This window comes from Kribbella sp. NPDC000426 (assembly GCF_040300265.1).
Classification (GTDB): domain Bacteria; phylum Actinomycetota; class Actinomycetes; order Propionibacteriales; family Kribbellaceae; genus Kribbella.
Window position 1 is genome coordinate 406,397 of the sequence record NZ_JBEPDK010000006.1, and the last position, 26,315, is coordinate 432,711.

Consider the following 26,315-nt stretch of genomic DNA (forward strand, 5'->3'; position numbering starts at 1 on the left):
AAAACACTGCATGGTGGTCGGGTGATCAGTGAGGCGGCGGCTGTGGAGCCGGTGGACGAGCTGGCCGATCAGGTCAGCCGGACGACCGGACTGTCGGCGGATGTCGCGCGGCGCGTGGTCGCCGACGTACTGGCCTATTTCACCGAGACGACCGAGGACTACGTCCGGCGACGGCACCGTGAGTTGCAGACCTACGGCGCCCGCAACGACGAGATCTTCGCGCGTCTCGGCGCCGAGCTCCAGCACTGGCCGGTCCGCTCACCCGAACTCTCCGCCCGGCAGCTCAGACGGATCGTCTACGGCTGACGGCGGGACCAAACCCATACGAAAGGCACCCACTACATGTGCGGAATCGTCGGGTACGTCGGCACCAAGCCGGCCGCGCCCATCCTGGTGGACGGACTGGCCCGGCTCGAGTACCGGGGCTACGACTCGGCGGGTGTCGCCGTACTGGGGTCCAGCGAGCTGAAGGTACACAAGGACGCCGGCCGCGTCCGTGAGCTGGAGGCGTCGCTGCCGAAGCGGTTCGGCGGCAAGCTCGGCATCGGCCACACCCGGTGGGCGACCCACGGCGGTCCGAGCAAGGACAACGCGCACCCGCATGCCAGCGGCAACGAGCGGATCGCCGTCGTACACAACGGCATCTTCGACAACGCCGGCGTGCTGCGTACCCAGCTCGAGGACGCGGGCGTCAAGCTGCGCTCCGAGACCGACACCGAGGTTCTCGCGCACCTGATCGAGCAGTCCGAGGGCGCGACGCTCGAGGACAAGGTGATGGCCGCGCTGCGCCGGATCGAGGGCACCTACGGCATCGCCGTCATCGACCTCGACTTCCCGGACCGGATCGTGGTCGCCCGCAACGGCAGCCCGCTGATCCTCGGCATCGGCGACGGCGAGATGCACGTCGCCTCCGACGCGGCCGCGCTGATCCGCTACACCCGCCAGGTCGTGTACCTGGACGACGGCGAGATGGCGACCGTCCGCGCCGACGGGTACCGCACGTTCACGCAGGACGCCGCGCCGACCACCAAGACCGCGAAGACGGTCGAGTGGGAGGCCGACGAGTACGAGCGCGGCCTGCACGAGCACTTCATGATGAAGGAGATCCACGAGCAGCCGGACGCGGTCGGCAGGGCCATCCGCGGCCGCCTCGACGAGCGTTTCCACACCGTGCACCTCGGCGGTCTGAACATGGACGCCCGCGAGGCGCGCGAGATCAAGCGGGTCAAGATCCTCGGCTGCGGTTCGGCGTACTACGCGGGCCAGATGGGCGCGCAGTTCATCGAGGAGGTCGCGCGGATCCCCGCCGACGCCGAGCCCGCGTCGGAGTTCCGCTACCGCAACCCGGTCGTCGAGCGGGACACGCTGTACATCGCGGTCTCGCAGTCCGGTGAAACGCTGGACACGCTGGTCGCGGTGCAGGAGCTGAAGCGCAAAGGCGGTCGCGTGATCGGCCTGGTGAACGCGGTCGGTTCGAGCATCGCCCGCGAGGTCGACGGCGGCGTGTACCTGCACGCCGGCCCGGAGGTCTCGGTCGCGTCGACGAAGGCGCTGACGAACATGGCGGTCGCGTTCGCGATGCTCGGCATCCACCTCGGCCGGATCCGCGACGTCTCCCCCGCCGACGGCCGCCGGCTGATCGACGGCCTGAAGAAGCTGCCGTCGGATATCGCCGAGATCGTCGCTCAGGAGGAGGAGCTGGCGAAGATCGCCGGCCGGCTCGCGCAGCACGAGTCGCTCTTCTTCGTCGGCCGGACCCGCGGGTACCCGGTCGCGCGCGAGGGCGCGCAGAAGCTGAAGGAGATCTCGTACCGGCACGCGGAGGCGTACCAGACGTCCGAGCTGAAGCACGGTCCGCTCGCGCTGATCTCCCCGGACGTGCCGAGCGTCGCGATCGTCCCCGACGACGAGCTGCTCGACCGCAACATCGGCGCGCTGCACGAGATCGGGGCCCGGTCGGGTCCGCTGTACGTCGTCACGCACCCCGGCGTCGACGTACCGGACGGGGTGGCGGCGAAGATCGTCGTACCGAAGAACGAGGCCGAACTCGACCCGATCCTGCTGACGATCCCGCTCCAGATCATCGCGTACTACGCAGCCGTAGCCCTCGGCCACGACGTCGACAAGCCCCGCAACCTCGCCAAGTCCGTCACCGTCGAGTAGACGAAGCCGGCAAGCTCACGGCCCCCGCCACACCGAGTGTGGCGGGGGCCGCTTTGTCAGAGTTGGTGGGCTGGTTGGGTGGGGTGGCGGGTTGGGACTGCTCCTGTGCGCTCGGCGTTCTGCGTCGCGGATGTGGCGGGAGCGGCGGTTCCTGGTCTGGCTAGGCCGGCCAGGGCGCGGTCTGCGGCGCTTGCGGCTTCGGCTCGCCTGTCCGCCTCGTTGAGGGCACCGGCCAACTGCCGTCCGGTGCCTCCGAGGTCGCGGTACGGATGCAGGCCGAACTCGTTCACGAATCGCTTGCAAACCTCGACGCCGCGGACCGAGTTGCCAGTCGGGTCCAGCCGCGGCGAGTACGTCACCACAGCCAGCCCCTTCGACGGCACCACCATCATGAGGTTGCCGGACACCCCGCTCTTCGCCGGCAACCCGACCTGGTCGGAGAACTCCCCGGAGCCGTCGTACATCCCGCTATGCCCCATCACGGCCAGCACGCGCCCTGCGGTCTCCGGCGAGAACACGCGTACGCCGCTCGGCGCGACCCCGCCGTTCGCGAGCGTGGCGCCGGCTTTCGCCAACTGCTCGGCGTCCATGGTGAGCGAGCAGACCATCGTGTAGAACTCGACCGCGTCTTCCGGAGCACGCCGATCGGTCGGGCGGGCACCTCTCAGCTTGTTCGTCTGCATGAGCCCGTTCGCGAACCGCACGTTCCCGAATCCGGTGTCGCGCTCGGCCAGGAACGTCGCACCGTGCAACTGCGGTCGTTTGCCCGTCATGGCGGCCCAGGTGTCCCGGACCGTGGTGAACCGGTCCGACTGGTCCTTCCCGGTGTCGACCAGCGCGAGCGTACCGATCGCCCCGGCATTGATCATCGGGTTCCGCGGCCTGCCGTCCCGACCCAGCGAAAGCGCGGGATCGTTGAACGGACCGCCACTCTGCTCCTGGCCGACCCAGCGATGCACTTCCTCCGGCCCGAGCTGTTCCAGCGCGATCGCATAGTTGAACGGCTTCGAGGTCGACTGCACGCTGAACTCGTCCGCGGTGTCGCCGATCGAGAACGTCTGCCCGTCCGCCGTACAGATCGCGATCCCGAACCGCTCCGGATCGGCGTCGCGCAGCGTGGGGATGTAGTCGGCGACCTCGCCATCGCGGTTCGGCAGCAGGTCGGCGTACATCGCCTCGATGCCGCGCACGTACTCGCGGAACTCGTCCGTCGGGACGGCCAGCTCGCCGGCCAGCGCCCGGTATACCAAACCGTCGCCGTACTGCGCGATCCCGGCGAACTCCCGGAGGCTCATCTCCACCGGCTGCGCGTCGACCCTGATGCCGGCCCGGGCGCCGGCGATACGGCCGTCTGCCCCGGGCACGGCGGCGAGTGCCGCACGGACCCGCGGATCTTCCGGCTGTATCCCCGTCTGCCCGAGCTTCGCGAGCAGCTCCCACGCCCAGATCCGGCCGTTGTCGTCGGTGTCCACCGACGTGAACGTCCGCACCAGTTCGGACTCCGACACATCCATCGTGACTTCCTTCCCCAGGCAGATGTGGTCACGCGACGACGCTGTCGGCGAGTGAGCAGCCTGTCCGACTTGTGTTTCCGCGTGGGTCACCTGGTGTTACGGAGACGTCAATCGGCGCTCTTGTTGGACAAGTTGATGACTTGTACGATCACTGGCCATGGATCGCATCCGTCAGGTCAGGCTCTCGTCCGTGGTTCTTCCGCTCGACCAGCCGATCAGCGATGCGAAGGTGCTGACCGGTCGGCAGCGGCCGATGACCGAGATCGTGTTCCTGTTCGCGGAGATCGCGACCGAGCAGGAGCAGCACGGGATCGGTTTCAGCTACTCCAAACGCGCCGGCGGTCCGGCGCAGTACGCACATGCGAAGGAGATCGCTGCCGGGCTGATCGGCGAGGACCCGTCGGACATCGGCAAGGTGTACGACAAGTTGCTGTGGGCCGGTGCGTCGGTCGGCCGGTCCGGGGTCGCGACGCAGGCGATCGCGGCGATCGACATCGCGCTCTGGGACCTCAAGGCGAAGCGGGCAGGCCTGCCGCTGGCCAAGCTGCTCGGTGCGCATCGGGACTCGGTCCGCGCGTACAACACCTCCGGCGGCTTCTTGCACGCGCCGATCTCTGAGGTCAAGGAGCGCGCGTCGAAATCGCTGGCCGACGGCATCGGCGGGATCAAGATCAAGGTCGGGCAGCCGGACACGCGAATCGACCTCGAGCGGGTGCGTGCTGTCCGGGAGCACCTCGGCGACGACGCGCCGCTGATGGTCGATGCGAACCAGCAGTGGGATCGGCCGACCGCGTTGCGCTTCGGCCGGGTGTTGGAGCAGTTCAACCTGGTGTGGATCGAGGAGCCGCTCGACGCGTACGACGCGGTCGGCCACGCGGAGCTTGCCGCGGCGCTGGACACCCCGATCGCGACGGGCGAGATGCTGTCGAGCGTCGGTGAACATGTCCGGCTGATCGAGGCGCGGGCCGCCGACATCATCCAGCCGGACGCGCCACGGATCGGCGGCATCACGCCGTTCCTGAAGCTGGCGACGCTTGCCGATCACAACGGTCTTCAGCTGGCTCCGCACTTCGCGATGGAGATCCACCTGCATCTTGCGGCCGCCTATCCGCGCGAACCGTGGGTCGAGCATTTCGAGTGGCTGAATCCGTTGTTCAACGAACGTCTGGAGACGGTCGACGGCCGGATGCTCGTACCGGACCGACCCGGCCTCGGCTTCACGACCAGCGAGCAGTGCGCGCGGTGGACGGTCGACAGCTGCGAGTTCCGCCCATGACCGAGCGCGGACAACACAGCGCTCGTGCCTCGTCGGCGCCCGGAGCGGAGCGTGGACGCCGATGAGTAATTTGGCATACCAAATCGTTGAGGAGCTCAAGCAACAAATCCTGAGCGGTGAGATCGCACCAGGCAGTCGGTTGCCGGGCGAGAAAAGTCTGGTCGAGGAGTTCGGCGTCAGCCGGACCGTGGTACGCGAGGCGGTCTCCCGGTTGCAGGCGGCCGGGCTCGTGGAGACGTTCCAGGGCCGCGGCTCCTTCGTGCTCGAGGTTCCGGAGCGTACGTCGGGACTCCGCGAGGTGCGATCGCACCAGGACGTGCTGGAGCTGATGGACTTCCGGATCGGCGTGGAGACCGAAGCGGCCGGGCTGGCGGCGAGCCGACGGACGGTATACCAGCTCAAAGGAATCGAGCGCGCCCTGGACGAGTACCGCCGGATCGGGGCCGATCCGGCCCGGTCCGTGGAGGCCGACTTCACCTTCCACCTCAAGGTAGCGGTTGCTTCAGGCAACCACTTCTACTCCGACCTGATCGCCGACCTAGGGCCGATGATGATCATGCTCCCGCGAACCCGCCTCGATCCGGCCTACGAAATGTCCGATCCGGACCACCTGACGCGAGTAATCCACGAACACGAAAACATCCACGCAGCGATAACCCACACCGACCCCGACGCCGCCCGAGCCGCAATGCGCGTCCACCTCTCCAACACCCGCCACCGCCTCCAATCCCACCAACCCACCTAGCCCCTTCGTCAACCGGGCAGCACCCTGGACCGGGTTACCAGCGGGCGGTGTTGGGGGTGAAGGTTGAGGTGAAGGTGCGCATGTACCTGGTGTCGTCGCGTTTGTGGAGGCCGGAGTGTAGGTACTGCTCGTGCAACTCCGCCAGGGCGGCTTCGTCCAGCTCGACGCCGAGGCCGGGTGCGGTTGGTACGCGGACGCTGCCGGAGTTGAAGGGCAGTGCGCCGGGCTTGATGACGTCCTCGGTTTTCCAGGGGTAGTGGGTGTCGCAGGCGTAGGTGAGGTTGGGCGTTGCCGCGGCGAGGTGTGTCATCGCGGCGAGGCTGATGCCTAGGTGTGAATTGGAATGCATGGACAGTCCCAGGCCGAACGTGTCGCAGATCCCGCCGAGGAGCTGCGACCGTCTCAGTCCACCCCAGTAGTGATGGTCCGACAGCACGACCTGTACGGCGTCGGCGCGGACGGCCGGCCTGAGGTGGGCGAACGCGACGACGCACATGTTCGTCGCCAGCGGGATCTCGGTCTGCCGCGCGACCTCCGCCATGCCGTCGAGCCCCGGCGTCGGATCCTCGAGGTATTCCAGAATCCCGGACAGCTCGCGCGCGAGCCGGATCGAGGTGTCCACGGTCCACGCGCAGTTCGGATCGATCCGCAGCTTCTGCTCGGGAACGCCGCCGCCAGCGCCCGGACCGCCTCTGCCTCCTCTTCGGGAGGGAACACACCGCCCTTGAGCTTGATCGCCGTGAAGCCGTACTGCTCGATCATCGTTCGCGCCTGCCGCACGATCCCGTCCGGATCGAGCGCCTCGCCCCACGAGTCCGGCTCCTGCCCGGGATGCGCAGCCCACTTGTAGAACAGGTACGCGCTGAACGGAACCTCGTCCCGCACCGCGCCGCCGAGCAGGTCCGCCACCGGCCGCCCCAACTGCTTGCCCTGGGCATCGAGCAGCGCAACCTCGAACGGCGACATCACCACATCGACGGGGTCCTGGGGATTTGGTATACCACCGGTCGCGAGCACGGAGCTGACCCGCCGACGGAGCCCGTTCAGGTCGAACACGTCCAGCCCGGCCAGTACGTCGGCGACCGCCCGCAACCGCGCCAGGTGCTCGTCGGACGCGTACGTCTCACCCAGCCCGACCAGCCCGTCGTCGGTCCACACCTGCACGATCGTCCGCAGCGCGAACGGTTCGTGCACCCCCGATACGTTGAGCAGCGGCGGATCCGCGAACGCGACCGGCGTGAGTTCGATCCGCGCAACCTTGCTCATCGAACGAGCGTAGGAACGCTGATCATGCGTGTCCAAGGCCGATACGGCATCGAGTGATACCTTTCGGGAATCATGTTCTCGCTCGATCAACTGAGCGCCTTCGTCGCCGTCGCCGAGGAACTGCACTTCGGCCGGGCCGCGGAACGGCTGAACATGACTCAACCGCCGCTGAGCCGGCAGGTGCAGAAGCTCGAACGCGCCGTCGGGGCGCGATTGCTCGAACGCGACAACCGCAAGGTCGAGCTCACCGAGGCCGGCCAGGCGTTCCTGGTCGAGGCTCGCCGGCTGCTCGCGCTGGTCGAGACCGCGGGCGACCTCGCGCGACGCGTCGACCAGGGTGCGGCGGGCACGCTGCGACTCGGCTTTACCGCAACCTCGGCCATTCGTACGCTCGGTCCGCTCCTGCGCCGGATGTCCGAGGAACTGCCGGATGTCGACGTGATCCTGCACGAGCGTGTGACGCCCGCACAACTCGACGGCCTGCTGCGTGGTGAGCTCGATCTCGGTCTGGGGCGGCCGCCGTTCGACACCGACGTACTGGACTCGCGGGTGGTATACCGGGAGCCGCTGTGCGCTGTTGTCCCCGGCAACCATCGGTTGGCGGCGCTCGAGCGGCCGTTGTCTGCGGGCGACTTCGTCGGCGAACAGGTGATCAGCTATTCGCCGACGCAGGCGCGGTACTTCCATGAACTGACGGTCCGGTTCCTCTCCGAGTCGCATCCGCGGATCGAACAGCGGGTGCAGCAGATCCTGACCGTGATCCTGCTCGTCGCGGCCGGCCGTGGCGTCGCGCTCGTCCCGGCGTCGGCCCGCAGCCTCGGTGTGGAGGGCGTCGCGTACTGCGACCTCGAGGGTGCCGGCGACCCGGTCGAGCTGCATGCGATCTGGCGGCGGGACGCGACCAGTCCAGTCCTGCGACGGGTGCTCACGATGCTCCCAGAGCATCACTAGATCCAAAATCGATCTTGGACAGGTATCCACGCCTGTTCCTACGCTGACAAGCGTGACCCAAACTTCCTCGCGCTACTCCCCCGGCGAACTCGCCGCGCAACTGAAGACCGGGCTGCTCTCGTTCCCCGTGACACATTTCCACCCGGATCTGAGCTTCAACGAGGCCGCGTACCGCGAGCACCTGTCGTGGCTGAGCCAGTACGACGTCGCGGGTCTGTTCGCCGCGGGCGGTACCGGTGAGGGCTTCTCGCTGACCACCGCCGAGATCGACGCCGTCGTACGAGCGGCTGTGTCCGAGGTCAACGGCCGGGTTCCGGTGATCGCGCCGGCCACTGGCGGTACGGCGAGTGCGATCGCGGGCGCGCAGGCGGCCGAGGCGGCTGGGGCGGACGGGATCCTGCTGCTGCCGCCGTACCTGACCGAGGCGGGGCAGCGCGGTCTGATCGAGCATGTGTCGGCGGTATGCCAAAACACCAGCCTCGGCGTAACCGTGTACAGCCGGGCGAATGCGATCCTCAACGACGCGTCGGTGGCCGCGCTCGCCGAGCGGAATCCGAATCTGGTCTGCCTCAAGGACGGGGTCGGCAATATCGAGATGATGACGCGGACGTACGCGCGGGTGGGTGAACGGCTCACCTACATCGGCGGCCTGCCCACGGCCGAGACGTTCGCGCTGCCGCTGCTGCAGCTCGGGTACAGCACGTACTCGTCGGCGATCTTCAACTTCGTGCCCGAGTTCGCGCTCGGGTTCTATGCGGACGTCGTCTCGCAGGACCGCACTTCGGTATACCAAAAGCTCAACGAGTTCGTGCTGCCGTACCTGGACATCCGTGACCGGACGAAAGGGTATGCCGTTTCGATCGTGAAGGCCGGTGTGAACGCGATCGGGCGGTCGGCGGGCCCGGTGCGGCCGCCGTTGCAGGATCTGACCGATGACGAGCTCGCGCAGCTGACCGAGTTGATCGGGAAGGTCAAATGACTCCGACGGTTGTGTCGATCGAGGTCGTGCCGGTGGCCGGCCACGACAGCATGCTGCTCAACCTGAGCGGCGCCCACGGACCGTTCTTCACACGCAACGTCGTGATCGTGACCGACAGCTCGGGCAACACGGGTCTGGGCGAGGTGCCCGGTAGCGAGAAGATCGCGTCCACGATCCGCGACGCGGCGCCGCTGCTGGTCGGCCACCAACTCAGCCACCATCGAAGCCTGCTCCGCTCGATCTCCACCACGTTCGCGGATCGGGACAGCGGTGGCCGCGGACCGCAGACCTTCGACCTGCGTACGACGGTTCACGCGGTCACCGGGCTCGAGTCTGCGCTGTTGGATCTGCTCGGCCAGCATCTTGGTATACCAATCGCAGAACTGCTCGGCGACGGTCAACAACGCACAGCGGTGCCAGTGCTCGGCTATCTGTTCTACGTCGGGGATGCGGCGCAGACAGACCTGCCGTACCGGACGGATGACGCCGGCTCGGACGGTGCAGGCAGCACAACCGGGGCAGACCCGGCAAGCGCGGCAAGCGCGGCAAGCCCGGCAAGCGCGGCAAGCGCGGCAAGCGCGGCAAGCGCGGCAAGCGCGGCAAGCGACGAGCGCGACGGCAGGGGCGGCAACCGGTGGTTGCAGCTGAGGCGGCGGCCCGCGTTGACCGCTGACGCGGTTGTCGCGCTGGCGGAGGCTGCTCAGGAGCGGTACGGGTTCGCGGACTTCAAGTTGAAGGGCGGCGTGTTCGACGCGCAGGTCGAGATCGACGCAGTACGCGCCCTGCACGAACGGTTCCCGGCGGCGCGGATCACGATTGACCCGAACGGCGCGTGGTCGCTTCGCGAAGCCGTCGCGGTCTGCTCGGGACTGGACGACGTACTCGCGTATGTCGAGGACCCGTGCGGCGCCGAGCCCGGGTTCTCCGGGCGCGAGACGATGGCCGAGTTCAAGCGGTATACCGGACTGCGCACGGCGACCAACATGATCGCGACGGACTGGCGCGAACTGGCGCACGCGATCCGGATGGACGCGGTCGACATCCCGCTGGCCGACCCGCACTTCTGGACGATGGCCGGATCGGTGCGGGTCGCGCAGCTCTGCAACGACTTCGGGCTGACCTGGGGTTCGCATTCGAACAACCACTTCGACATCTCGCTCGCGATGTTCACGCAGGTCGGCGCGGCCGCGCCCGGCGACATCACCGCGCTCGACACCCACTGGATCTGGCAGGACGGCCAGGCCCTCACCAAGGAGCCGTTGCGGATCGCCGGCGGCGAGATCGCCGTACCCACGCGTCCCGGTCTGGGCGTCGAGCTCGACCGCGAGGCGCTGGACGCGGCGCACGAGCTGTACCTGGAGCACGGCCTCGGCGCACGCAACGACGCGATCGCGATGCAGTACCTCGTCAACGACTGGACCTTCGACCCGAAACGGCCCTGTATGGTGCGCTAACCTCGCGAGGATGAGGATCTTCTTGTCAACGGACATGGAGGGTACGGCGGGCGTCGTCGACTGGAGCCAGTGTCGCGGCCCGGGTCAGGAGTACGAGTACTACCGGGGTCAGCTCCAGGCGGAGGTCAACGCCGCGATCGACGGCGCGATGGCCGCGGGCGGTACGGATTTCCTGGTCAACGACTCGCATTCGACCATGCAGAACCTGCGTCCCGACGAGCTGCACGGTCGCGCGAGCTACCTGTCCGGGAAGCACAAGCCGCTCTACATGATGGAGGGCCTCGACGAGTCGTACGACGCGGCGTTCTTCATCTCGTACCACGGGTCGGCCGGGTCGACGGGTTCCGTCCTGCACCACACGTACAACCCGCGCGCGATCGCCGAAGTACGCCTGAACGGCTCGATCACCGGCGAGGCCGGGATCAACGCACTGGTGGCGCTCGCGCACGGCGTACCCGTCGTACTGATCTCCGGCGACCGGGTGACGATCGACGAGGCGCAGCCGTTCTGCCCCGACATCGAGTCGGTCGTGGTCAAGGACTCGATCTCGCACAACGCCGCCAAGTCTGTGCATCCTGAGGTCGCCCGCGAGCTGATCCACCACGGCGCCCGGCGCGCGCTGGCGCGGCTGAGCGACATCAGGCCGCCGAGCATCACGCTGCCGGCCGAGCTGACCGTCCGGTTCCACAGCCGGGCGTTCGCCGAGCTCGCCTGCGCACTGCGGAACGTCGAACGCCGCGAGGACAAGGTCGTTGCTTTGCGCAACGATGATCCGCTGCAGCTGTACCGGACCTTCATCGCGACCGTGCTGCTGAGCCGCGGAGTGAGTGAGTAACCGCGCGTTCAACTGCTGTTGCGCAGGATAGGTTTTGATCGCAGCTGTCGTCCCGACCGAGGAGCCCGGAATGCGTTGGCACAAGCCGCTTGCCGCAGCAGTTGTCCTGACCGCTCTGACCACCACGCTCACGGCGTCGGCCACGGGCCCCAACCACGGCGGTGGCGGGAGCGGCGGTGCGTGCTCGCCGGACGCGAGTCTCCTCGGGTTCAGCGACGCGCTGGACAAGACGACGTTCGACGGGCAGCCGGTCGCCGGCCTGTCCGCGCTCAACGTGACCGGACCGCACAGCGCGATCGCGCTGGTCGACAACGTCGGGACCACGCCGGCCCGCGTGTTCGACCTCAAGGTCAACAGCAAGCCGACCTCGGTGCGCGTCGACGGGATGACGATCCTCAAACGCCCGGACGGTACGCCGTACAACGGCGGCGACTTCGACGGCGAGGGCCTCGTCGTCGAGCGCGGCAATCGGACCATCCTCGCGACCTCGGAGCGTGAGCCGTCGATCCGCCGCTTCCGGCTGTCGGACGGCAAGGAGATCGCGTCTCTGCCAGTGCCGAGCCGGTTCCAGGTCGCGCCGGCCGGCGAGGCGACCAGCAACGCGACGTTCGAGTCGCTCGCCGTCAGCCGCGACGGCCTGTCACTGTTCGCCGGCATGGAGGGTCCGCTCGCGCCGGACGGCACCGACGCGAACAACCGCACCCGGAACCGCATCATCCGGTACGCCGGTCTGCCCGGACACGCGTACCGCCCGATCGCCCAGTACGCGTACAAGCCGGACCCGGGCCTCGCGCTGGTCGAGCTCGCGTGGGTGAGCCCGACGGAGCTGGTGTCGATGGAGCGGACGTTCACCGCGGGTGTCGGGAACACGATTCGTGTGTTCACCGTGTCGTTGCGGCGCGCGACCGACGTGACCAAGGTGGCGTCACTCGCGGATGCGCCGGAGCAGGTCTTCCTGCAGAAGAAGCAGCTGTTCGACCTGGTGAACTGCCCGCCGTCCGGCGCAGTCGCCAAGCAGCCGCAGCCGAACCCGCTGTTGGACAACGTCGAGGCGCTCGCGCTGGGCGGATACCTCCCGGGCGGGCGGCGTCAGCTGTACCTGATGTCCGACGACAACAACGGCGCCACCCAGATCACCCGCTTCTACTCGCTGGCCGTCAACCTCCACTGACCAAGGCGGATCCCCAGCCCATCACAATCCGCTCCACGACTCGTCCCACCGCGGAGCAAGTAGGGCGTGCGGCGGTTCACCGCGGGTTGATGAGTGGTGGCGGTCCGCTGCCCCCGCACGCATCGGGTGACGGCGGCGGTGGCGTGATCGGGCCGGGCGGGTGACAATCTGTGAATGCGCGTGATCGTGGTCGGGGCGGGCGTGATCGGGCTGAGCTGTGCCATCCGGCTCGCCGAGGGCGGGTACGACGTGGCCGTGTTCGCCCGGGACCTGCCGCTGGAGACGACGTCGTCGGTGGCAGCTGCGATCTGGTACCCGTACCTGTCGGCGCCCGAGGACCGGGTGGCGGGCTGGTCGCGGGCGTCGTACGAGGAGTTCGCGAAGCTGGCGGAGATCGAGCCGTCGGTGCGGCTGCGGCACGGGCGCGAGTTCCTGACCAGCCGTACGCAGGATCCGCGGTGGGCCGACGTTCTGCCTGACCTGGCCCGGGTGGGGTCGCCGCCGGAGGGGTTCGTGGACGGATGGTCGTTCACGGCGCCGGTGATCGACATGCCGGCGTACCTGCCGGCGTTGGTGAAGCGGCTCGAGCAGGCGGGCGGGACGTTGACGCGGGCGGCGCTGTCCGCGTTGCCGACCGGGGCCGATCTCGTCGTGAACTGCACCGGGCTCGGTGCGCGACTGATCGCGGGCGATCCGACGGTGACACCGGTGCGCGGCCAGGTGATGACGGTCGAGCCGTGCGGGCTGACCGAGTGGCTGCTGGCGGATCGATCGCCGTCCGAGCTGACGTACGTGGTCCCGCGGGAGCACGACGTGGTCGTTGGTGGGACCAGCGAGCCGGGTGACTGGAATCTGGCCGTGGAGCCTGCGATCAGCTCGGCGATTCTCGAGCGGGCCGCGGAGCTCGTTCCTCAACTTCGCAAGGCGAAGATCATCCGGCAGCGGGTCGGGCTGCGTCCGGCACGGCCGAAGATTCGGTGCGAGCTCGTGCGCACGCGGCCCGGCGCGCCGGTGATCCACTGCTACGGGCACGGCGGGTCCGGCGTGACGCTGTCGTGGGGTTGCGCGGACGAGGTCTTCGAACTTGTCCAAGGCCTCTGACGGTTTGATCATCCTCGACGGCGGCCTGTCGAACGCGCTCGAGGACCGCGGGCACGACCTGTCCGACGCGCTGTGGTCCGCGCGGCTGTTGAGGGACGATCCGGCCGAGATCGCGGCGGTTCATCGCGCGTACTACGAGGCCGGGGCGATGGTCGCGACGACGGCGAGTTATCAGGCGAGTGTGGTCGGGTTCGAGCGGGCCGGCGTCGGGCGGGACGAGGCGGAGCGGCTGATCGCGAGCAGTGTGCGGATCGCGCGGGAGGTGCGCGAGGAGTTTCCCGGGCGGCTCGTGGCAGCGTCGGTCGGTCCGTACGGCGCGATGCTCGCGGACGGCTCGGAGTACCGCGGGAGGTACGGCGTTTCCGCTGAGGTCCTGCGGGAGTTCCACGGGCCGCGACTCGAGCTATTGATGAATGCGGGCCCCGACCTGCTGGCCGTCGAAACAATCCCGGACACCCAGGAAGCCGAGGTCCTGGTCGGGCTGCTGGTCGAGCTCGACTTCCCCGCCTGGTTCTCCTACTCGATCGCCGGCACCCATACCCGAGCCGGCCAACCACTCACCGAAGCGTTCACCATCCCCGACATCGGCCAGGTGGTTGCTGTAGGCATCAACTGTTGCCGGCCGGACGACGTGCAACAGGCCGTGGAGACGGCTGTCGCGGTCACGGGGAAGCCGGCGATCGCGTACCCGAACAGCGGTGAGTCCTGGGACGCCGCCAACCACCGATGGACCACCACCCCGACAGCCCCGCGAGACCTCGCCGCGCTCGCTGCCGACTGGATGCAGGCGGGAGCGGCCTACCTGGGCGGCTGTTGCCGAGTGGGTCCGGTGGAGATCCGCGCCTTGGCCGATGCGATCATCCGACGCTAGTCGACGTCGGCCGGCCGGTTCTCGGCGTACACGATCAACTGGTTGCCATCCGGGTCGGCGAGGCGGACATCGTCATACTCCAAGTACCTGGCAGAGGAGGTCCAGGGCGCCGGGGTAGGCGTGGTCGGGTGGGGTGCCGTAGCCGACTATTACTGCTTGGCGGGTGGCGGGGGTCGGGTTGAAGTGGTACGTGGAGAGGCTGGCCAGGCCGAGGCCCTGGCGGGCGGCTCGGGTGACCATGTCTTCGGCGTCGCCGGGGACGTCGAGGAGGACGTGGAGGCCGGCGGAGATGCCGGCTACCTGGACGTTGGGGGCGCGGACGGCCAGCAGTTCGACCAGGCGGTCGCGGCGGCGGCGGTAGTGCAGGCGGGAGCGGCGTACGTGGCGGTCATAGTGGCCGGAGGCAATGAATTCGGCGAGGATCAGCTGGTCGAGTGTCGCGGTCTGGTAGTCGGCGGTGCGCTTCGCGGCGACGACCGGCTCGATCAGGCGTTGCGGCAGCACCATCCACGCCAGTCGCAGGCCCGGCGCGAGGCTCTTGCTCGCCGTACCCGTGTAGACGACCCGCTCCGGATCGAGCGCCTGCAACGCCCCCACCGCCTGCCGGTCGTAGCGGAACTCGCCGTCGTAGTCGTCCTCGATCAGCACCGCCCCGCTCTCCCGCGCCCACTCGACAGCAGCGGTACGGCGCTCCGGCGCGAGCGGCACCCCCGTGGGCATCTGGTGCGCCGGCGTCAGCAACACCCCCTGCCCGGTGAGCTGTGACGTCTGCGCACCCAGCTCGTCCACCGGCACCGCCACCGCGGCGAGCCCACGCGCCCGGATCACGTCCCGGTGCAGCCCGTACCCGAACTCCTCGACCGCGATCGTCGTACCGCCGAGGTTCTTGATCGCCTCGCCCAGCAGGCTCACCGCCTGCACGTACCCCGAGCAGATCAGGATCCGGTCCGGATCCGCCCGTACGCCGCGAGCCCGCGCGAGGTAGTCCGCGAGCACCCGCCGCAGCTCGATCCGGCCGCGCGGATCCCCGAGCCCGAACGCCTCGTTCGGCGCCGAGGTCAACGCCTTCCGGGCCGCCGCCAGCCACTCCGTCCGCGGGAACGTCGCCACATCCGGCGCGCCGGGCGTCAGGTCGTAGCGATACGACCGCTCCTCCGGCAGCACCACAGCCGGCATCGACGGTACGGCGGCCCGGTTGGCGACCACCGTCCCGGACCCCTGCCGCGCGGTCAGCCAGCCTTCGGCCACCAGCTGCCCGTACGCGTCCGCGACCGTGTTCCGCGCGATCCCGAGATCCTTCGCCAGCGACCGCGACGACGGCAACCGTGTCCCGGCCGGCAGTCGGCCGGTCCGGATCGACTCGTGCAAGGCATGGACGAGCTCGTTGCGGCCCCGCGCCGCGGCCAGATCCAGGTGCAGATCCGCACCGGCGGCGCTGCCGTCGCTCCCCCGCTCCCCCGAGGTCTCCATGAGACCGGACCTTACCGAACCACCGGAGGTCAGCCGATGGTGATCGCCACCTTCCCGCGCACCTCGCCCGCGACGAGCTGCCGCATCGCATCCGGAGCCTGGTCCAGCAGATATGCCCGATCCAGACTGGGTACGACGCTTCCCGCCTCGATGAGGCCGGTGAGCCGCTCAAGATCCTTGCCGCTCTCCTTGCTGAGGAAGAACGGGAACCGCTGCCGCACGAACAGCGACAGGATCAGCGCCCGGAACTGCCGATTCATTCCACCGGTCGGCCCGCGCCCGCCCTCACCACCGGTGATGACGACCGTCCCGTTGGGCGTCAGCGCCCGCCGCAACCGGGCCAACGTGGGATTGCCCGCAATGTCGATGATCACGTCGTAGCGATCCGGGCCGTCGGCAAAGTCCTCGTTGGTGTAGTCGACGACATGATCCGCACCGAGCGACCGCACCAGATCCAGCTTGGACTTGCCGGCCACTCCGGTGACCTCAGCCCCGAAGGCCTTGGCCAGTTGTACGGCGTAGCTGCCGACGCCGCCGGACGCTCCGATGATCAGCACGCGCTGGCCCGATCTGACCTTGGCGGCGCTCAACGCCTGGAGCGCGGTGAGTCCCGAGATCGGGACAATGGCCGCTTCCTCGAAGGACAGGCCCGCGGGCTTCCGCGACAGCTTGCCGGCGCGGCCCACGGCGTACTCCGCGAACGAGCCCGGTGCGACGCCGTACACCTCGTCTCCGACCGAGAACGTCGTCACCGCCGAACCGACGGCGGCGACGATGCCCGCGACGTCTCGCCCCAGGACCGGGTTCCGCGGCCGGCGGAGCCCGATGGCGAGGCGGACCGCGGACGGCGTACCCGTCATCAAATGCCATGTGCCCCGGTCGAGGCCGGCCGCTCGCACCCGGACCAGGACCTCGTCGGCGCCCGGCTCCGGCCGGTCGATCTCCGCCTGGCGGAGCACGTCGACCGGACCGTAGCCGTCCTGAACGATCGCTCGCATCATCAACCCCCCTGCTTTCGTACTAAGTACGAAGACCGTAACGTACTTAGTACGAAACTGCTATGGTCCGACGATGGACGACGAGAAGCCGAGCGAACGCCGACGCCTCAGCCGCGAGCGGGTACTGCGCGCCGCGGTCGAGGTGGCCGATACCGGCGGGCTCGGCGGTCTGACGATCCGCTCGCTCGCCCGCGCGCTCGACGCGAAGCCGATGTCGGTCTACTACCACGTGGCGAACAAGGACGAGATCCTCGACAGCATCGTCGACTTCGTCTTCAGCCAGATCGAACTGCCGTCGGCGGACGGCGACTGGCGCGCCGAGATGCGCCGGCGCGCGACCTCGGCGCGGAACGTACTGCGACGGCATCGCTGGGCGATCGGGCTGATGGAATCGCGGACCACCCCCGGCCCGGCGACGTTGCAGCATCACGACGCGGTCATCGCGACCCTGCGCGCCGCCGGCTTCTCGCAGGAGCTGACCGCGCACGCGTACGCACTGATCGACAGCTACACCTACGGCTTCGCGCTCCAGGAGGCCGCGCTGCCCTTCGAGGGTCCCGAGACGGTTGCCGATGTCGCCGTACCGATCATGGAGCATTTTGCCGCCGGCAACTATCCGCACCTGGTCGGGATGGCCACCGACTACTACCTGAAGCCCGGCTACGACTTCGGTGACGAGTTCGACTTCGGACTCGAGCTGATCCTCGACGGACTGGCCCGGTTGCTCACCTCGACCAGCTGAAGTGGCCCCCGAATTCTCCAGGGAAGTGGACCACGTTCCTGGGCCGATTCGGATCTAGGTTGGAGACATGAGCACATCGACGACGCGGCGAGTGAAGCTCGCCAACCTGACGCCCGACTTCTACAAGGCCCTGATCGAGCTGGACAAGGTGTCCGACACCGGGCTGGACCCGAAGCTCGCGCACCTGGTCCGGATCCGCGCCTCGCAGATCAACGGCTGCGCCTACTGCACCGACATGCACTCGCTCGACCTGATGGAGTTCGGCGCGGACCAGCAGCAGCGGATCACGCTGCTCCCGGTCTGGCGGGAGGCGCAGAAGTTCTACACCGAGCAGGAGAAGGCGGCGCTGCAGCTGACCGAGGCGATCACGCTGATCAGCGTCGACCACGTGCCGGACGACGTCTACGAGATCGCGGCTGCCGCCTTCGACGAGAAGGACCTGGCCCAGTTGATCGCGCTGATCATCACGATCAACATGTGGACCCGGGTCGGCGTCACCGGGAAGATGGAGCCCGGCCACTACAAGCCGTGAAGGTGCGCCCATGACTGCGGAACTGTTCAGAGCGATGCACCATGGGGGCGCTCCCCTCATCCTCCCGAACGCGTGGGATCCGGTGAGCGCCCGGCTGATCGCCGAGGCCGGCTTCCCCGCTGTTGCGACCAGCAGCGGGGCGGTCGCCCGCGTCCTCGGGTACGACGACGGGCAGCTGACCCCGGCGGCGACCATGTTCGACGCGGTCGCCAAGATCGTCCGCGCGGTCGACGTACCCGTCACGGCGGACATGGAGGCCGGATACGGGCTGCCGGCGAAGGAGTTCGCGGAGAGGTTGCTCGAGACCGGGGCGGTCGGTTGCAACCTCGAGGACTCGCTCGACGGCAGACTCGTCGAGGCGGCGAAACAGGCCGACTACTTGGCCGAGGTCCGCGTCGCCGCGGGGGCCGAGCTGGTGATCAACGCGCGGGTGGACACGTTCGTGCGGCCGGTCGACGATCCGGTCGCCGAAGCGGTACGCCGGGGGCGTGAGTACCGCCGCGCCGGTGCCGACTGCGTCTACCCGATCCTCGCGCCGGTATACCAATTGGCCGAGGTGGTCGAGGGCGTCGGCGGACCGATCAACGCGCACGCTTCGCCCGGCGGGCCGACGCCTGCCGAGCTCGCGGCAGTCGGTGCGACGCGGATCTCCTACGGGACGAGCGTGCACACGTACCTGATGACCAAGCTGCAGGAACTGCTACCGACGTTGGGCTAGCTGTCCAGCGTGCGCGGTAGACCGAAATACGGCGCGACTGTGGTCTCGAAGTGGACGATCTCGTGGATCCGGTCGCCGGCGATGCCGATCACGACCACCCCGATCAGGTGGAGGCCGCCGGTGACCGGATCACGGATGTACTCGCCCCAGGCCGGCTGACCGTTCGCGCCGACCGGCACCATCGCCGCGATCAGGCGCCGGTGCGCGACGAGTGCGGTGAAGAAGCGGTGCGCGGCCTCGGTGCCGTGGTACTCGAACGGCAGCGGCGGCATCCGCACCCACGCGTCGCTGGTCAGCAGTGCGACCAGCGCATCGACGTCCTGCGCGGTGAACGCCTCGACGAAGCGGTCGGCCAACTCGCGCTCCTCCGCACCTCCCAAGCTGGGCGGCCGGTCGGCGGTGTCCATCGTCGATCGCGCGCGGGCGAGCGCGCTGTTGACGGCCGCCTCGGTGAGACCGAGCAGCTCCGCGGTCTCGCTGGCTCGATAACCCAGTACGTCGCGCAGCAACAACACCGCGCGCTGGTTCGGCGGGAGCAGCTGTACTGCGGTGACGAAGGCGAGCGAGATCGCCTCGCGCGACTCGTACCGCGCTTCCGGGCCGGGCAGCTGATCTGGTATGCCATCCAGCAGGACATCGGGATAGGGCTGCAGCCACAACACCTCGCCCGACCGGTAGGGCTCCGGCGCCGGGACCGGGAGCGGTGCCGTCGGCAACGGTCGGCGTGACGACGACCGCAGTACGTTCAGGCATCGGTTGGTCGCGATCCGGTAGAGCCAGGTGCGGACCGATGACCGCCCCTCGAACCCGCTCAGCCCGATCCATGCCGAGAGCAACGTCTCCTGCAGCGCGTCCTCGGCGTCCTGCAGCGATCCGAGCATCCGGTAGCAGTGCAGCTGCAGCTCCCGGCGATGCGGCTCGACCAGCGCCGCGAACGCCTCCCGGTCACCCTCCCGCGCACGCTGGAGCAGGTCGTCCGGCATGGTTCACCTCCGTCGTCGTCAATCCTCGCACTCGTTCTGACACCAGCACGGGCCGGAACTGATCGGTCCCGGAGCGGGCAGTTCCGCTCGTCCGTGCTGTCTGTCTCCTGTGCAACCCCTGTCATGACGAACGGAGACAACACCATGTCGATCGAGAACCGCACTGTCCTGATCACCGGCGCCAACCGCGGCATCGGACGCGCCCTGGTCGAGGAAGCCCTGCGCCTCGGCGCCAAGCGCGTGTACGGCGGAACGCGGGTCGCGCTCACGCATCCGGATGAACGGGTGACGTACCTGAGCCTGGACGTCACCGACCAGGCCCAGATCGAAGCCGCGGCGAAGGCCGTCGAATCGCTCGACGTCCTGGTCAACAACGCCGGCCTGGCGGCGTACGACAATCTGTCGGACCGCGCTCTGCTGGAGCAGCACCTTGCCGTCAACCTCTTCGGGCCGCATGCCATGGCCTCGGCGTTCCTGCCGCAGCTCATCGAGTCGCGGGGCGCGATCGTCAACGTGTTGTCGGTGGCCGCGCTCGCGTCGCTGCCGATGATCCCGGCGTACTCGATCTCGAAGGCGGCGGCGTTCTCGCTGACGCAGTCGCAGCGTGCGTTGCTGGCGCCGCAAGGGGTCCGCGTGCATGCCGTGCTGACCGGGCCGACGGATACCGAGATGTCGCGGGATCTCGACGTGCCGAAGGCGTCACCGGAGTCGGTCGCGCGGGCGATCTTCGACGGGGTGGCGGCCGGGGACGAGGAGATCTTCCCGGATCCGTTGTCGGCGATGCTTGCTCCGAGCTGGGCCGAGGGCTCGGTGAAGGCACTCGAGCGTCAGAACGCGTCGCTCCTCAGCTGAGCAGCCGCAGTGCGTAGACCAGGGCCCAGTCCTGGTCGTTGGCGAGGGGATCGGCGATGTGCGCAGGCTGGCCGTTGACGCAGCTCGGATACACGAACGCGCAGGTCGCCGATCCGTCCGCGTTGAAGCTGAACAGGTTCGCGTGCAGGATCGCGTCCTCGGCGGCGTCGAGCCAGGCGGCCTGCTCGGGCGTCACGAGGTCGCGCGGCCAGGCGGCGTACACGACCGCGCTCAGCGCCGACCAGTAGTGCGGGAAGACGTCGCCCCACAACCGCAGCCGGCCGAACCAGTAGCCGTCCCAGTGCCGGATCGGAACATGCCGCAGCCGTACGTCGGGTTGGTCGGCGGCGAACGCGGTCAGCCAGGGCAGGCGGCGGGTCAGCTCGGCGCCGTCGATCTCGTCCGGCGCGATTTGGTATGCCGAAACGAGAAGCTCGAGGAGCGGGGCAACCATCGACTGCTCGTAGTTCACCTCGTGCGGCGGCAGCTCGTCGCCGTACCCGATGAAGGTTTTGGTATGCCGGATCAGGTGCTCGCGGAGACCCAGCTCGCTGAGCAGCGGGCCGAGGTCGAACGCGAGGAAGTGGTCGCCGCCGAGTTCGTAGTACCGGTTGAGGATGCGGGTCGCGCCGTCGCGGTCGCCCTGGCCGAGCAGGAAGCGCGCGAACCATGGGAAGTTGTAGAGGCGTATGGCGCTGTGATGGACGCTGTCGTCCTGGATCGTGCCGGCGTCGTCGAGCAGGTACTCGCGGACGAACTGCTCGTACCCGCTGAGTGCCTCGTCCAACTCGGCCCGGTCGCCCCAGCCGCGGTCGCGAACCTCCTGCAGGAGCAGGGCCATCCCGACGCGTTCGCGCGCGTCCGACCAGTCTCGCCAGGCGCTGGACAGGACAGTGAGGCCACTGTCGTTGTCGTACGGGACGAAGGCGTACTTGCGGCTGCCTTCCAGCTCGGGGCGGCGTTGGTGGTCGAGGATGAAGCGGACGCGGCGTTCGGCGAGTTGCTGGAGCGGTTCGTGGAAGAGGACGGCGATCCGGGACCTGCCGTCGAGTGACTCGACGTACTGCAGGCCGGGTTCGGTGGCGGTGATCTCGCGGCCGTCGTGGAGGCGGATCGGCTCGGTGATCTCGGCAGCCAGGCGGTCGGCCCCGATGAGGGGTTGACGGTCCGCGTGGAAGGCGGACAGATCGGTATACCAACCGAGCTGCCAGGTCCACCGGTACGAGGCGCCGGGCTCGAGCGTGATGGCCGGCTGGCCTCCCATGGCGTGAGGGGCGCGGGCCTGGTCGGTGACGTGGAGGTAGATGTGGCCGCGAATGTTGCTGCTGGTGCCGGGCTCGCGGGACTCGACGGAGTACGCCCAGAGCTCGCCTTCCTTCAGTTGTAGACCGAGCCCCGGTCCGCTGCCGTCCATCGGCGTTGCCCAGACCCACGCATCAGCGCCGCCGGTCCAGACGTGCGCGTGGACTGCGCCGGTGAGGCTCTCGCGACTGGACGTGTAGACGTCGCGGTACGGCGTACTGATCGCGAGCGAGCCGATCTCGACGGGCTCGCTGCTCGTGTTGCGGAGCTCGTAGGTCTCGGTCCAGTGCTCGCCGAACCGGCGGCCGACGCGGAGCTCCAGCTCACCGAACCGGTACATCAGGTCGATGCCGCTGCTGCGCCACCGGGTGAACGCGGGGCTGTCGAAACGGTATGCCGAACGGTCCGTGATCACGAACCCCTTGCCCCAGGCATGCAGGCTGTCGTGGACCGCGCCCTCGCCGAGCAGCACGGCGCGGCCGTCGGGATGCACGACCTGCGCCACTGCGCCGTCGTCGAAAAGCTGGACGCGTCCGCGACCGAAGTCAAAACTTTCCACGATTCGCCAACCTATCGATGTCGAGAACCGCCCGACGGCTCCGTCCCCCTGATGAGAACACGCTCAACCGAAAGGCCGACTCCCATGAACAAGCAGCAGATCGCCGAGATCCTCGCCAAGCCGTACGCCCAGCAGCTCCTCAACGGCCCCGAGCCGGCGCGTTTCGCGTACGACGGGCTGGACGGCGACCCGCGCGTCATCCCGATCGGCTTCTGGGTCGAGGGCGAGCAGATCCTGATCGCCACCGTGCCCAAGTCCGCGAAGGTCGCGGCGCTCCGCAAGAACCCGAAGGTCGCGCTCACCATCGATACCGGCGCGTTCCCGCCCAAAGTCCTGCTGATCCGCGGCACCGCCTCGCTGGAGCTGGTCCCGGGCGTCCCCGAGGGCTACCTGACCGCCGGCCACAAGGTGATGACCGACGAGCAGTACCCCGACTGGGAGGCCGGCGTGAAGGGCCTTTACGACGAGATGGTCGTTATCACCGTCACGCCGACCTGGGCCAAGCTGCTCGACTTCGAGACCACGATCCCGAAGGCCGTCGAGGACCTGATCAAGGAGAAGAGCGCCGGCTGATCACGGCCGGTGACGTACGCTGTCGGTGGGGTACGGCATGCTGGGGCAATGGTATACCAAACCCAGGAGAAGCCGATGAACGACAGTCGAGAGTCCGAGACCGAGCGGGTCACGCGGCTGCTGCGGGACGACATCCTCGACGGCGTCCGGCCACCCGGCGAGCGGCTGGTCGAGCGCGAGCTGGCGACCGCACTCGATGTTAGCCGGGTGCCCGTCCGGGAGGCGCTGAAGGCCCTGGTCAGCGAAGGACTGGTGACGCCCCGGCCGCGGACCTGGTCGGTCGTCCGCAGGTTCACCGATTCCGACATCGCCGATCTGACCGAGGTCCGGACCGCCTTCGAGCCGCTGACGTTCCGGCTGGCGGCCGAGCGCCGGACCCGCGAGGGGCTCGACCGGCTCAGAAAGACCTTGGACGAACAACTTGTGGCGGCGCGCGCGAAGGACGCCGTGGTCGCCCGGCGGAAGGCCGCCGACTTCCATGAGATCGTCACCGAACTCGCCTCGAACGAGCTCCTGATCGAGATCGAGCGCCCGCTGCGCAGCCGGATGCGCTGGCTGCTGACCCAGCACGACGACCTGATCGCGGTCGCCGGTCAGCACCTGGAGCTGTACACCGCGATCGCGAACCGCGACGTCGACCTGGCCGAGCGGCTGGCGAGCGACCATCTGGCCCAGTCGCAGGTGCTGTTCCGGTTCAGCCGCGGCATGGACTGAGGGCCGGCCGGGCGCTCGTCCGGCCGTCGGCGGCGAGGTCAATTTGGTATACCATTCTTGTCATGACCTCCTTTCTGCTTGCTGACGTGCGCCCGTGGGGCGGTGACCCGGTCGACCTCGTGATCACCGACGGTGTGATCACGGACATCACCGCGACCGGATCCCAGGCAGCGGCAGATCACCGGGCAGATCACCGGGCAGATCAGCAGCAGGTCGTCGACGGTCGGGGTCTGCTCGCACTCCCGGGCTTCGTCAACGCGCACGCCCACGTGGACAAGAGCTGGTGGGGCCAGCCGTGGGTCTCGTACGGCGGTGAGCCGACGACCCAGGGCCGGATCGCCCACGAGCGTGCCGAGCGCGGCAAGTACGGGATCCCGAGCGTCGCGGGCGCGACCGCAGTACTGCGTGAGTTCCTGCGCCACGGCACGACGGCCACCCGCACCCATGTCGACGTGGATCTCGGCGTCGGGCTGCAGGGGATCGCGAACGTGCACGAGGCGGTCGACGCGCTCGGCGGCGCGGTCGAGGTGGAGATCGTCGCGTTCCCCCAGGACGGCGTACTGCGGCGTCCCGGCGTGCTCGAGCTGCTGGACAAGGCCGCGGCCGAGGGTGCCACCAGCATCGGCGGACTCGACCCGGCGTCGATCGACCGCGACCCGGTCGGCCAGCTCGACGCGCTGTTCGAGATCGCGGCGCGGCGTGAGGTCGGGATCGACATCCACCTGCACGACCGCGGTGACCTCGGCGCGTTCCAGTACGAGCTCATCATCGAGCGCACCCGGCAGGCCGGCCTCACCGGCAAGGTCAACGTGTCGCACGGATTCGCCCTCGGCGAGCTGGCCCCGGCTCGACGGGCCGAAATGGTAGATCAACTCGGCGAGGCCGGGATCTCGTGGACGACGGTCGCGCCGATCAACTCGGCGCCGCTGCCCTGGCGCGAGATGCGTACGGCCGGCGTTGCGATCGGCCTCGGCACCGACGGCATCCGCGACCTGTGGTCGCCGTACGGCGACGGCGACCTGCTGCAGGTCGCTCGCCAGTTCGCGCGGCTGCATGGGCTACGCACCGACGAGGACCTCACGTACGCGATCGAGCTCGCGACGACGTACGGCGCGCCGTTCGTGCATCGCGAGAACTACGGGCTCAAGCCGGGAGCGCGCGCGGACGTCGTACTGCTCGATGCGGAGAACGTGCCAGATGTGCTCGTTCGGGCGCCGCGGCGTGAGCTGGTCGTTGCCGGCGGGCAGGTCGTCGTCCGCGACGGCGAACTCCAGGTGTGAGTACCGACTCTGTCGTCGGGCGGACGCTTGGCTCGCTGCGGGACAACCGGGCGTTTCGGCTGTTCTGGTTGTCGAATCTGTTCTTCTTCGGCGGCGTGTGGACGCAGACATTGGTCCTCGGCTGGCTCGCGTACGAGACCACGCACTCAGACTTTCTCGTCGCGGTGTTCGGGGCCGTGCGGCTGGCTCCGTTGCTGCTCGGGCCGTTCGCGGGCGCGTTCGCGGATCGGCACAACCGGGTCCGGCTGCTGATCATCGCGGCGTCGTGGGCGCTGGTCGCGGTCAGTGCCGTTGCCACGCTGGCGTCGCTCGGGCGGGCGACGTACTGGGTGCTGGTGCTCGGCGGGTTCGCGATCGGGCTCGCGCAGTCGCCGTCGCAACCGGCGCGGGCCTCGCTGGTGCTCGACCTGGTCGGGCGTCAGAACCTCAGCAACGCCAACGCGCTGAACTCGATGGCGCTGAACATGACGCAGGTGATCGGACCGGCGATCGGCGGGCTCATGATCACCGGGATCGGTGCGCCGGCCGCGCTGTGGGTCTCGACATTTTGGTATGCCATTTCTCTCGTCACGCTGCTGCCGCTGCGGCAGTACGGCCAAGTGGTCGGCGGGCATGCCGAATCGGCCGTCCGGATGGTGACGAGCGGCCTGCGCGAGATCGCGCGGAACCGGCTCGCGTCCACCGTCCTGCTGATCACCTTGGCCGCGAACACGCTGCTGTGGCCGGTCGCGCAGTCGTTCATGCCGGTCTTCGCGCAAGAGTCACTCGGCCTCGATGCCGCGGGCCTCGGCTGGCTGCTGACCTGCGCCGGCGTCGGCGGTCTGGCGGGCTCGCTGGTGATCGCCTGGCTGGGCGACTTCCGCTTCAAGGGCGGCATGTTCGTCGTCGGCACGGCTACGTGGGGCACGCTTTGGGCGTTGTTCGGTCTCTCCCACAGCGTGATCGCGTCGTTCGTCCTGATGACGGCGATCGGTGTGATGAGCGCGGCGTTCGGCGTACTGCAGACCACCCTGCTCCTGATGACGACGCCCGAGTCCCTTCACGGTCGCGCGTTGGGCGTCCAGGAGCTTGCCATCGGCATCATGCCTGCGGCGTCGCTGGTTCTCGGTGCTTTCGCCGAGCGATACGGCGTCGACATCACCACGTTCGTCAGCGCCGTTCTGCTGGTCCTGGCGGTCGCCGTCCTCGGCATCTGGACGCCGCGACTCCTGCGCTACAGCGGCGATCACAGCACCGAACGAACTACCGTGACACAGTGAGCTTCCT

At 68.6% G+C, this 26,315-nt stretch carries 25 protein-coding genes and 1 pseudogene; 19 read left to right on the forward strand and 7 right to left on the reverse strand.

What is annotated here, in order from left to right; all coding sequences use genetic code 11:
* The first annotated feature begins 21 nt into the window (after window positions 1–21).
* Window positions 22–306, forward strand: a complete 285-nt coding sequence (locus tag ABT313_RS30600; protein WP_502884037.1) for a hypothetical protein — start codon at window positions 22–24, stop codon at window positions 304–306.
* Between the two features lie 36 nt (window positions 307–342).
* A complete protein-coding gene (gene glmS / locus ABT313_RS30605; RefSeq protein WP_350860969.1) occupies window positions 343–2,163 on the forward strand; it encodes a glutamine--fructose-6-phosphate transaminase (isomerizing) in 1,821 nt (606 codons plus the stop codon).
* 56 nt (window positions 2,164–2,219) lie between these two features.
* On the opposite strand, the gene glsA is transcribed toward glmS, so the two are convergent.
* Entirely contained in the window at window positions 2,220–3,677 is a 1,458-nt protein-coding gene (gene glsA / locus ABT313_RS30610) for a glutaminase A (RefSeq protein ID WP_350860971.1), read from the reverse strand.
* Window positions 3,678–3,834: 157 nt separating this feature from the next.
* Between glsA and ABT313_RS30615 the strand changes: the two genes are divergently transcribed.
* Together ABT313_RS30615 and ABT313_RS30620 are read left to right on the forward strand one after the other, a co-directional pair.
* Window positions 3,835–4,953 carry an L-talarate/galactarate dehydratase gene (locus ABT313_RS30615; protein WP_350860973.1) on the forward strand — a complete coding sequence of 373 codons (1,119 nt, stop codon included), beginning with the start codon at window positions 3,835–3,837 and terminating at the stop codon, window positions 4,951–4,953.
* Between the two features lie 61 nt (window positions 4,954–5,014).
* On the forward strand, window positions 5,015–5,698 hold the full coding sequence (locus ABT313_RS30620; protein ID WP_350860975.1) for a FadR/GntR family transcriptional regulator: 684 nt from the start codon (window positions 5,015–5,017) through the stop codon (window positions 5,696–5,698).
* 34 nt (window positions 5,699–5,732) lie between these two features.
* Here the strand turns inward: ABT313_RS30620 and ABT313_RS30625 are convergent, their stop codons facing one another.
* Window positions 5,733–6,542 carry an enolase C-terminal domain-like protein gene (locus ABT313_RS30625; protein ID WP_350861345.1) on the reverse strand — a complete coding sequence of 270 codons (810 nt, stop codon included), beginning with the start codon at window positions 6,540–6,542 and terminating at the stop codon, window positions 5,733–5,735.
* A 107-nt stretch (window positions 6,543–6,649) separates the two neighbouring features.
* A pseudogene (locus ABT313_RS30630) lies at window positions 6,650–6,964 on the reverse strand (glucarate dehydratase); the annotation flags it as partial.
* Between the two features lie 72 nt (window positions 6,965–7,036).
* On the opposite strand from ABT313_RS30630, the gene ABT313_RS30635 reads away from it, so the two are divergent.
* The 7 genes from ABT313_RS30635 (at window position 7,037) to mmuM (ending at window position 14,326) form a co-directional block, all read left to right on the forward strand.
* Entirely contained in the window at window positions 7,037–7,915 is an 879-nt protein-coding gene (locus tag ABT313_RS30635; RefSeq protein ID WP_350860977.1) for a LysR substrate-binding domain-containing protein, read from the forward strand.
* Window positions 7,916–7,967: 52 nt separating this feature from the next.
* Window positions 7,968–8,894 (forward strand): 5-dehydro-4-deoxyglucarate dehydratase, encoded by a 927-nt coding sequence (kdgD, locus tag ABT313_RS30640; RefSeq protein ID WP_350860979.1) that lies wholly within the window; start codon window positions 7,968–7,970, stop codon window positions 8,892–8,894.
* Window positions 8,891–10,348 carry an enolase C-terminal domain-like protein gene (locus ABT313_RS30645; protein ID WP_350860981.1) on the forward strand — a complete coding sequence of 486 codons (1,458 nt, stop codon included), beginning with the start codon at window positions 8,891–8,893 and terminating at the stop codon, window positions 10,346–10,348. Before kdgD ends, ABT313_RS30645 begins: the two co-directional genes overlap by 4 nt.
* A gap of 10 nt (window positions 10,349–10,358) precedes the next feature.
* Complete coding sequence (locus ABT313_RS30650) at window positions 10,359–11,183, forward strand: M55 family metallopeptidase (RefSeq protein ID WP_350860983.1); 825 nt, start codon at window positions 10,359–10,361, stop codon at window positions 11,181–11,183.
* Window positions 11,184–11,253: 70 nt separating this feature from the next.
* Window positions 11,254–12,354, forward strand: coding sequence for an esterase-like activity of phytase family protein (locus ABT313_RS30655; protein WP_350860985.1), 1,101 nt, complete (start codon window positions 11,254–11,256; stop codon window positions 12,352–12,354).
* Window positions 12,355–12,528: 174 nt separating this feature from the next.
* Entirely contained in the window at window positions 12,529–13,455 is a 927-nt protein-coding gene (locus tag ABT313_RS30660; protein WP_350860987.1) for an FAD-dependent oxidoreductase, read from the forward strand.
* Window positions 13,439–14,326: a homocysteine S-methyltransferase gene (mmuM, locus tag ABT313_RS30665; protein ID WP_350860989.1), complete on the forward strand. Its 888-nt coding sequence runs from the start codon at window positions 13,439–13,441 to the stop codon at window positions 14,324–14,326. Before ABT313_RS30660 ends, mmuM begins: the two co-directional genes overlap by 17 nt.
* Window positions 14,327–14,398: 72 nt before the next feature.
* On the opposite strand, the gene pdxR is transcribed toward mmuM, so the two are convergent.
* Window positions 14,399–15,796: a MocR-like pyridoxine biosynthesis transcription factor PdxR gene (gene pdxR, locus ABT313_RS30670; protein ID WP_350860991.1), complete on the reverse strand. Its 1,398-nt coding sequence runs from the start codon at window positions 15,794–15,796 to the stop codon at window positions 14,399–14,401.
* Window positions 15,797–15,825: 29 nt separating this feature from the next.
* Window positions 15,826–16,797: an NAD(P)-dependent alcohol dehydrogenase gene (locus ABT313_RS30675; RefSeq protein WP_350860993.1), complete on the reverse strand. Its 972-nt coding sequence runs from the start codon at window positions 16,795–16,797 to the stop codon at window positions 15,826–15,828.
* Window positions 16,798–16,867: 70 nt separating this feature from the next.
* On the opposite strand from ABT313_RS30675, the gene ABT313_RS30680 reads away from it, so the two are divergent.
* From ABT313_RS30680 to ABT313_RS30690, 3 genes are all read left to right on the forward strand, one after another.
* Window positions 16,868–17,536, forward strand: coding sequence for a TetR/AcrR family transcriptional regulator C-terminal domain-containing protein (locus tag ABT313_RS30680; RefSeq protein ID WP_350860995.1), 669 nt, complete (start codon window positions 16,868–16,870; stop codon window positions 17,534–17,536).
* Between the two features lie 67 nt (window positions 17,537–17,603).
* A complete protein-coding gene (locus tag ABT313_RS30685; protein WP_350860997.1) occupies window positions 17,604–18,068 on the forward strand; it encodes a carboxymuconolactone decarboxylase family protein in 465 nt (154 codons plus the stop codon).
* A gap of 10 nt (window positions 18,069–18,078) precedes the next feature.
* Window positions 18,079–18,786 carry an isocitrate lyase/PEP mutase family protein gene (locus ABT313_RS30690; RefSeq protein ID WP_350860998.1) on the forward strand — a complete coding sequence of 236 codons (708 nt, stop codon included), beginning with the start codon at window positions 18,079–18,081 and terminating at the stop codon, window positions 18,784–18,786.
* Here the strand turns inward: ABT313_RS30690 and ABT313_RS30695 are convergent.
* Window positions 18,783–19,769, reverse strand: coding sequence for a sigma-70 family RNA polymerase sigma factor (locus ABT313_RS30695; RefSeq protein ID WP_350861000.1), 987 nt, complete (start codon window positions 19,767–19,769; stop codon window positions 18,783–18,785). The genes ABT313_RS30690 and ABT313_RS30695 overlap by 4 nt on opposite strands.
* 123 nt (window positions 19,770–19,892) lie before the next feature.
* Here ABT313_RS30695 and ABT313_RS30700 point away from each other — a divergent pair, with 123 nt between their 5' ends.
* The gene (locus ABT313_RS30700) at window positions 19,893–20,621 is read left to right on the forward strand and encodes an SDR family NAD(P)-dependent oxidoreductase (RefSeq protein WP_350861002.1); all 729 of its coding nucleotides are present in this window, start codon (window positions 19,893–19,895) and stop codon (window positions 20,619–20,621) included.
* On the opposite strand, the gene ABT313_RS30705 is transcribed toward ABT313_RS30700, so the two are convergent.
* On the reverse strand, window positions 20,614–22,482 hold the full coding sequence (locus tag ABT313_RS30705) for a hypothetical protein (protein ID WP_350861004.1): 1,869 nt from the start codon (window positions 22,480–22,482) through the stop codon (window positions 20,614–20,616). The genes ABT313_RS30700 and ABT313_RS30705 overlap by 8 nt on opposite strands.
* An 84-nt stretch (window positions 22,483–22,566) precedes the next feature.
* Here ABT313_RS30705 and ABT313_RS30710 point away from each other — a divergent pair, with 84 nt between their 5' ends.
* The 4 genes from ABT313_RS30710 (at window position 22,567) to ABT313_RS30725 (ending at window position 26,308) form a co-directional block, all read left to right on the forward strand.
* A complete protein-coding gene (locus ABT313_RS30710) occupies window positions 22,567–23,055 on the forward strand; it encodes a pyridoxamine 5'-phosphate oxidase family protein (protein WP_350861006.1) in 489 nt (162 codons plus the stop codon).
* A gap of 75 nt (window positions 23,056–23,130) precedes the next feature.
* Window positions 23,131–23,769 carry a GntR family transcriptional regulator gene (locus ABT313_RS30715; protein ID WP_350861008.1) on the forward strand — a complete coding sequence of 213 codons (639 nt, stop codon included), beginning with the start codon at window positions 23,131–23,133 and terminating at the stop codon, window positions 23,767–23,769.
* 62 nt (window positions 23,770–23,831) lie between these two features.
* Window positions 23,832–25,049, forward strand: coding sequence for an amidohydrolase (locus ABT313_RS30720; RefSeq protein ID WP_350861009.1), 1,218 nt, complete (start codon window positions 23,832–23,834; stop codon window positions 25,047–25,049).
* Complete coding sequence (locus tag ABT313_RS30725) at window positions 25,046–26,308, forward strand: MFS transporter (RefSeq protein WP_350861011.1); 1,263 nt, start codon at window positions 25,046–25,048, stop codon at window positions 26,306–26,308. Before ABT313_RS30720 ends, ABT313_RS30725 begins: the two co-directional genes overlap by 4 nt.
* Window positions 26,309–26,315: the final 7 nt, after the last annotated feature.

Excerpts from the sequence above, each read along its gene's own strand:
- glmS (WP_350860969.1), top strand. The coding sequence starts at position 343 with ATGTGCGGAATCGTCGGGTACGTCGGCACCAAGCCGGCCGCGCCCATC.
- glsA (WP_350860971.1), bottom strand. The coding sequence starts at position 3,677 with ATGGATGTGTCGGAGTCCGAACTGGTGCGGACGTTCACGTCGGTGGAC.
- ABT313_RS30615 (WP_350860973.1), top strand. The coding sequence starts at position 3,835 with ATGGATCGCATCCGTCAGGTCAGGCTCTCGTCCGTGGTTCTTCCGCTC.
- ABT313_RS30620 (WP_350860975.1), top strand. The coding sequence starts at position 5,015 with ATGAGTAATTTGGCATACCAAATCGTTGAGGAGCTCAAGCAACAAATC.
- ABT313_RS30635 (WP_350860977.1), top strand. The coding sequence starts at position 7,037 with ATGTTCTCGCTCGATCAACTGAGCGCCTTCGTCGCCGTCGCCGAGGAA.
- ABT313_RS30645 (WP_350860981.1), top strand. The coding sequence starts at position 8,891 with ATGACTCCGACGGTTGTGTCGATCGAGGTCGTGCCGGTGGCCGGCCAC.
- ABT313_RS30650 (WP_350860983.1), top strand. The coding sequence starts at position 10,359 with ATGAGGATCTTCTTGTCAACGGACATGGAGGGTACGGCGGGCGTCGTC.
- ABT313_RS30655 (WP_350860985.1), top strand. The coding sequence starts at position 11,254 with ATGCGTTGGCACAAGCCGCTTGCCGCAGCAGTTGTCCTGACCGCTCTG.
- ABT313_RS30660 (WP_350860987.1), top strand. The coding sequence starts at position 12,529 with ATGCGCGTGATCGTGGTCGGGGCGGGCGTGATCGGGCTGAGCTGTGCC.
- pdxR (WP_350860991.1), bottom strand. The coding sequence starts at position 15,796 with ATGGAGACCTCGGGGGAGCGGGGGAGCGACGGCAGCGCCGCCGGTGCG.
- ABT313_RS30675 (WP_350860993.1), bottom strand. The coding sequence starts at position 16,797 with ATGATGCGAGCGATCGTTCAGGACGGCTACGGTCCGGTCGACGTGCTC.
- ABT313_RS30680 (WP_350860995.1), top strand. The coding sequence starts at position 16,868 with ATGGACGACGAGAAGCCGAGCGAACGCCGACGCCTCAGCCGCGAGCGG.
- ABT313_RS30685 (WP_350860997.1), top strand. The coding sequence starts at position 17,604 with ATGAGCACATCGACGACGCGGCGAGTGAAGCTCGCCAACCTGACGCCC.
- ABT313_RS30690 (WP_350860998.1), top strand. The coding sequence starts at position 18,079 with ATGACTGCGGAACTGTTCAGAGCGATGCACCATGGGGGCGCTCCCCTC.
- ABT313_RS30695 (WP_350861000.1), bottom strand. The coding sequence starts at position 19,769 with ATGCCGGACGACCTGCTCCAGCGTGCGCGGGAGGGTGACCGGGAGGCG.
- ABT313_RS30700 (WP_350861002.1), top strand. The coding sequence starts at position 19,893 with ATGACGAACGGAGACAACACCATGTCGATCGAGAACCGCACTGTCCTG.
- ABT313_RS30710 (WP_350861006.1), top strand. The coding sequence starts at position 22,567 with ATGAACAAGCAGCAGATCGCCGAGATCCTCGCCAAGCCGTACGCCCAG.
- ABT313_RS30715 (WP_350861008.1), top strand. The coding sequence starts at position 23,131 with ATGAACGACAGTCGAGAGTCCGAGACCGAGCGGGTCACGCGGCTGCTG.
- ABT313_RS30720 (WP_350861009.1), top strand. The coding sequence starts at position 23,832 with ATGACCTCCTTTCTGCTTGCTGACGTGCGCCCGTGGGGCGGTGACCCG.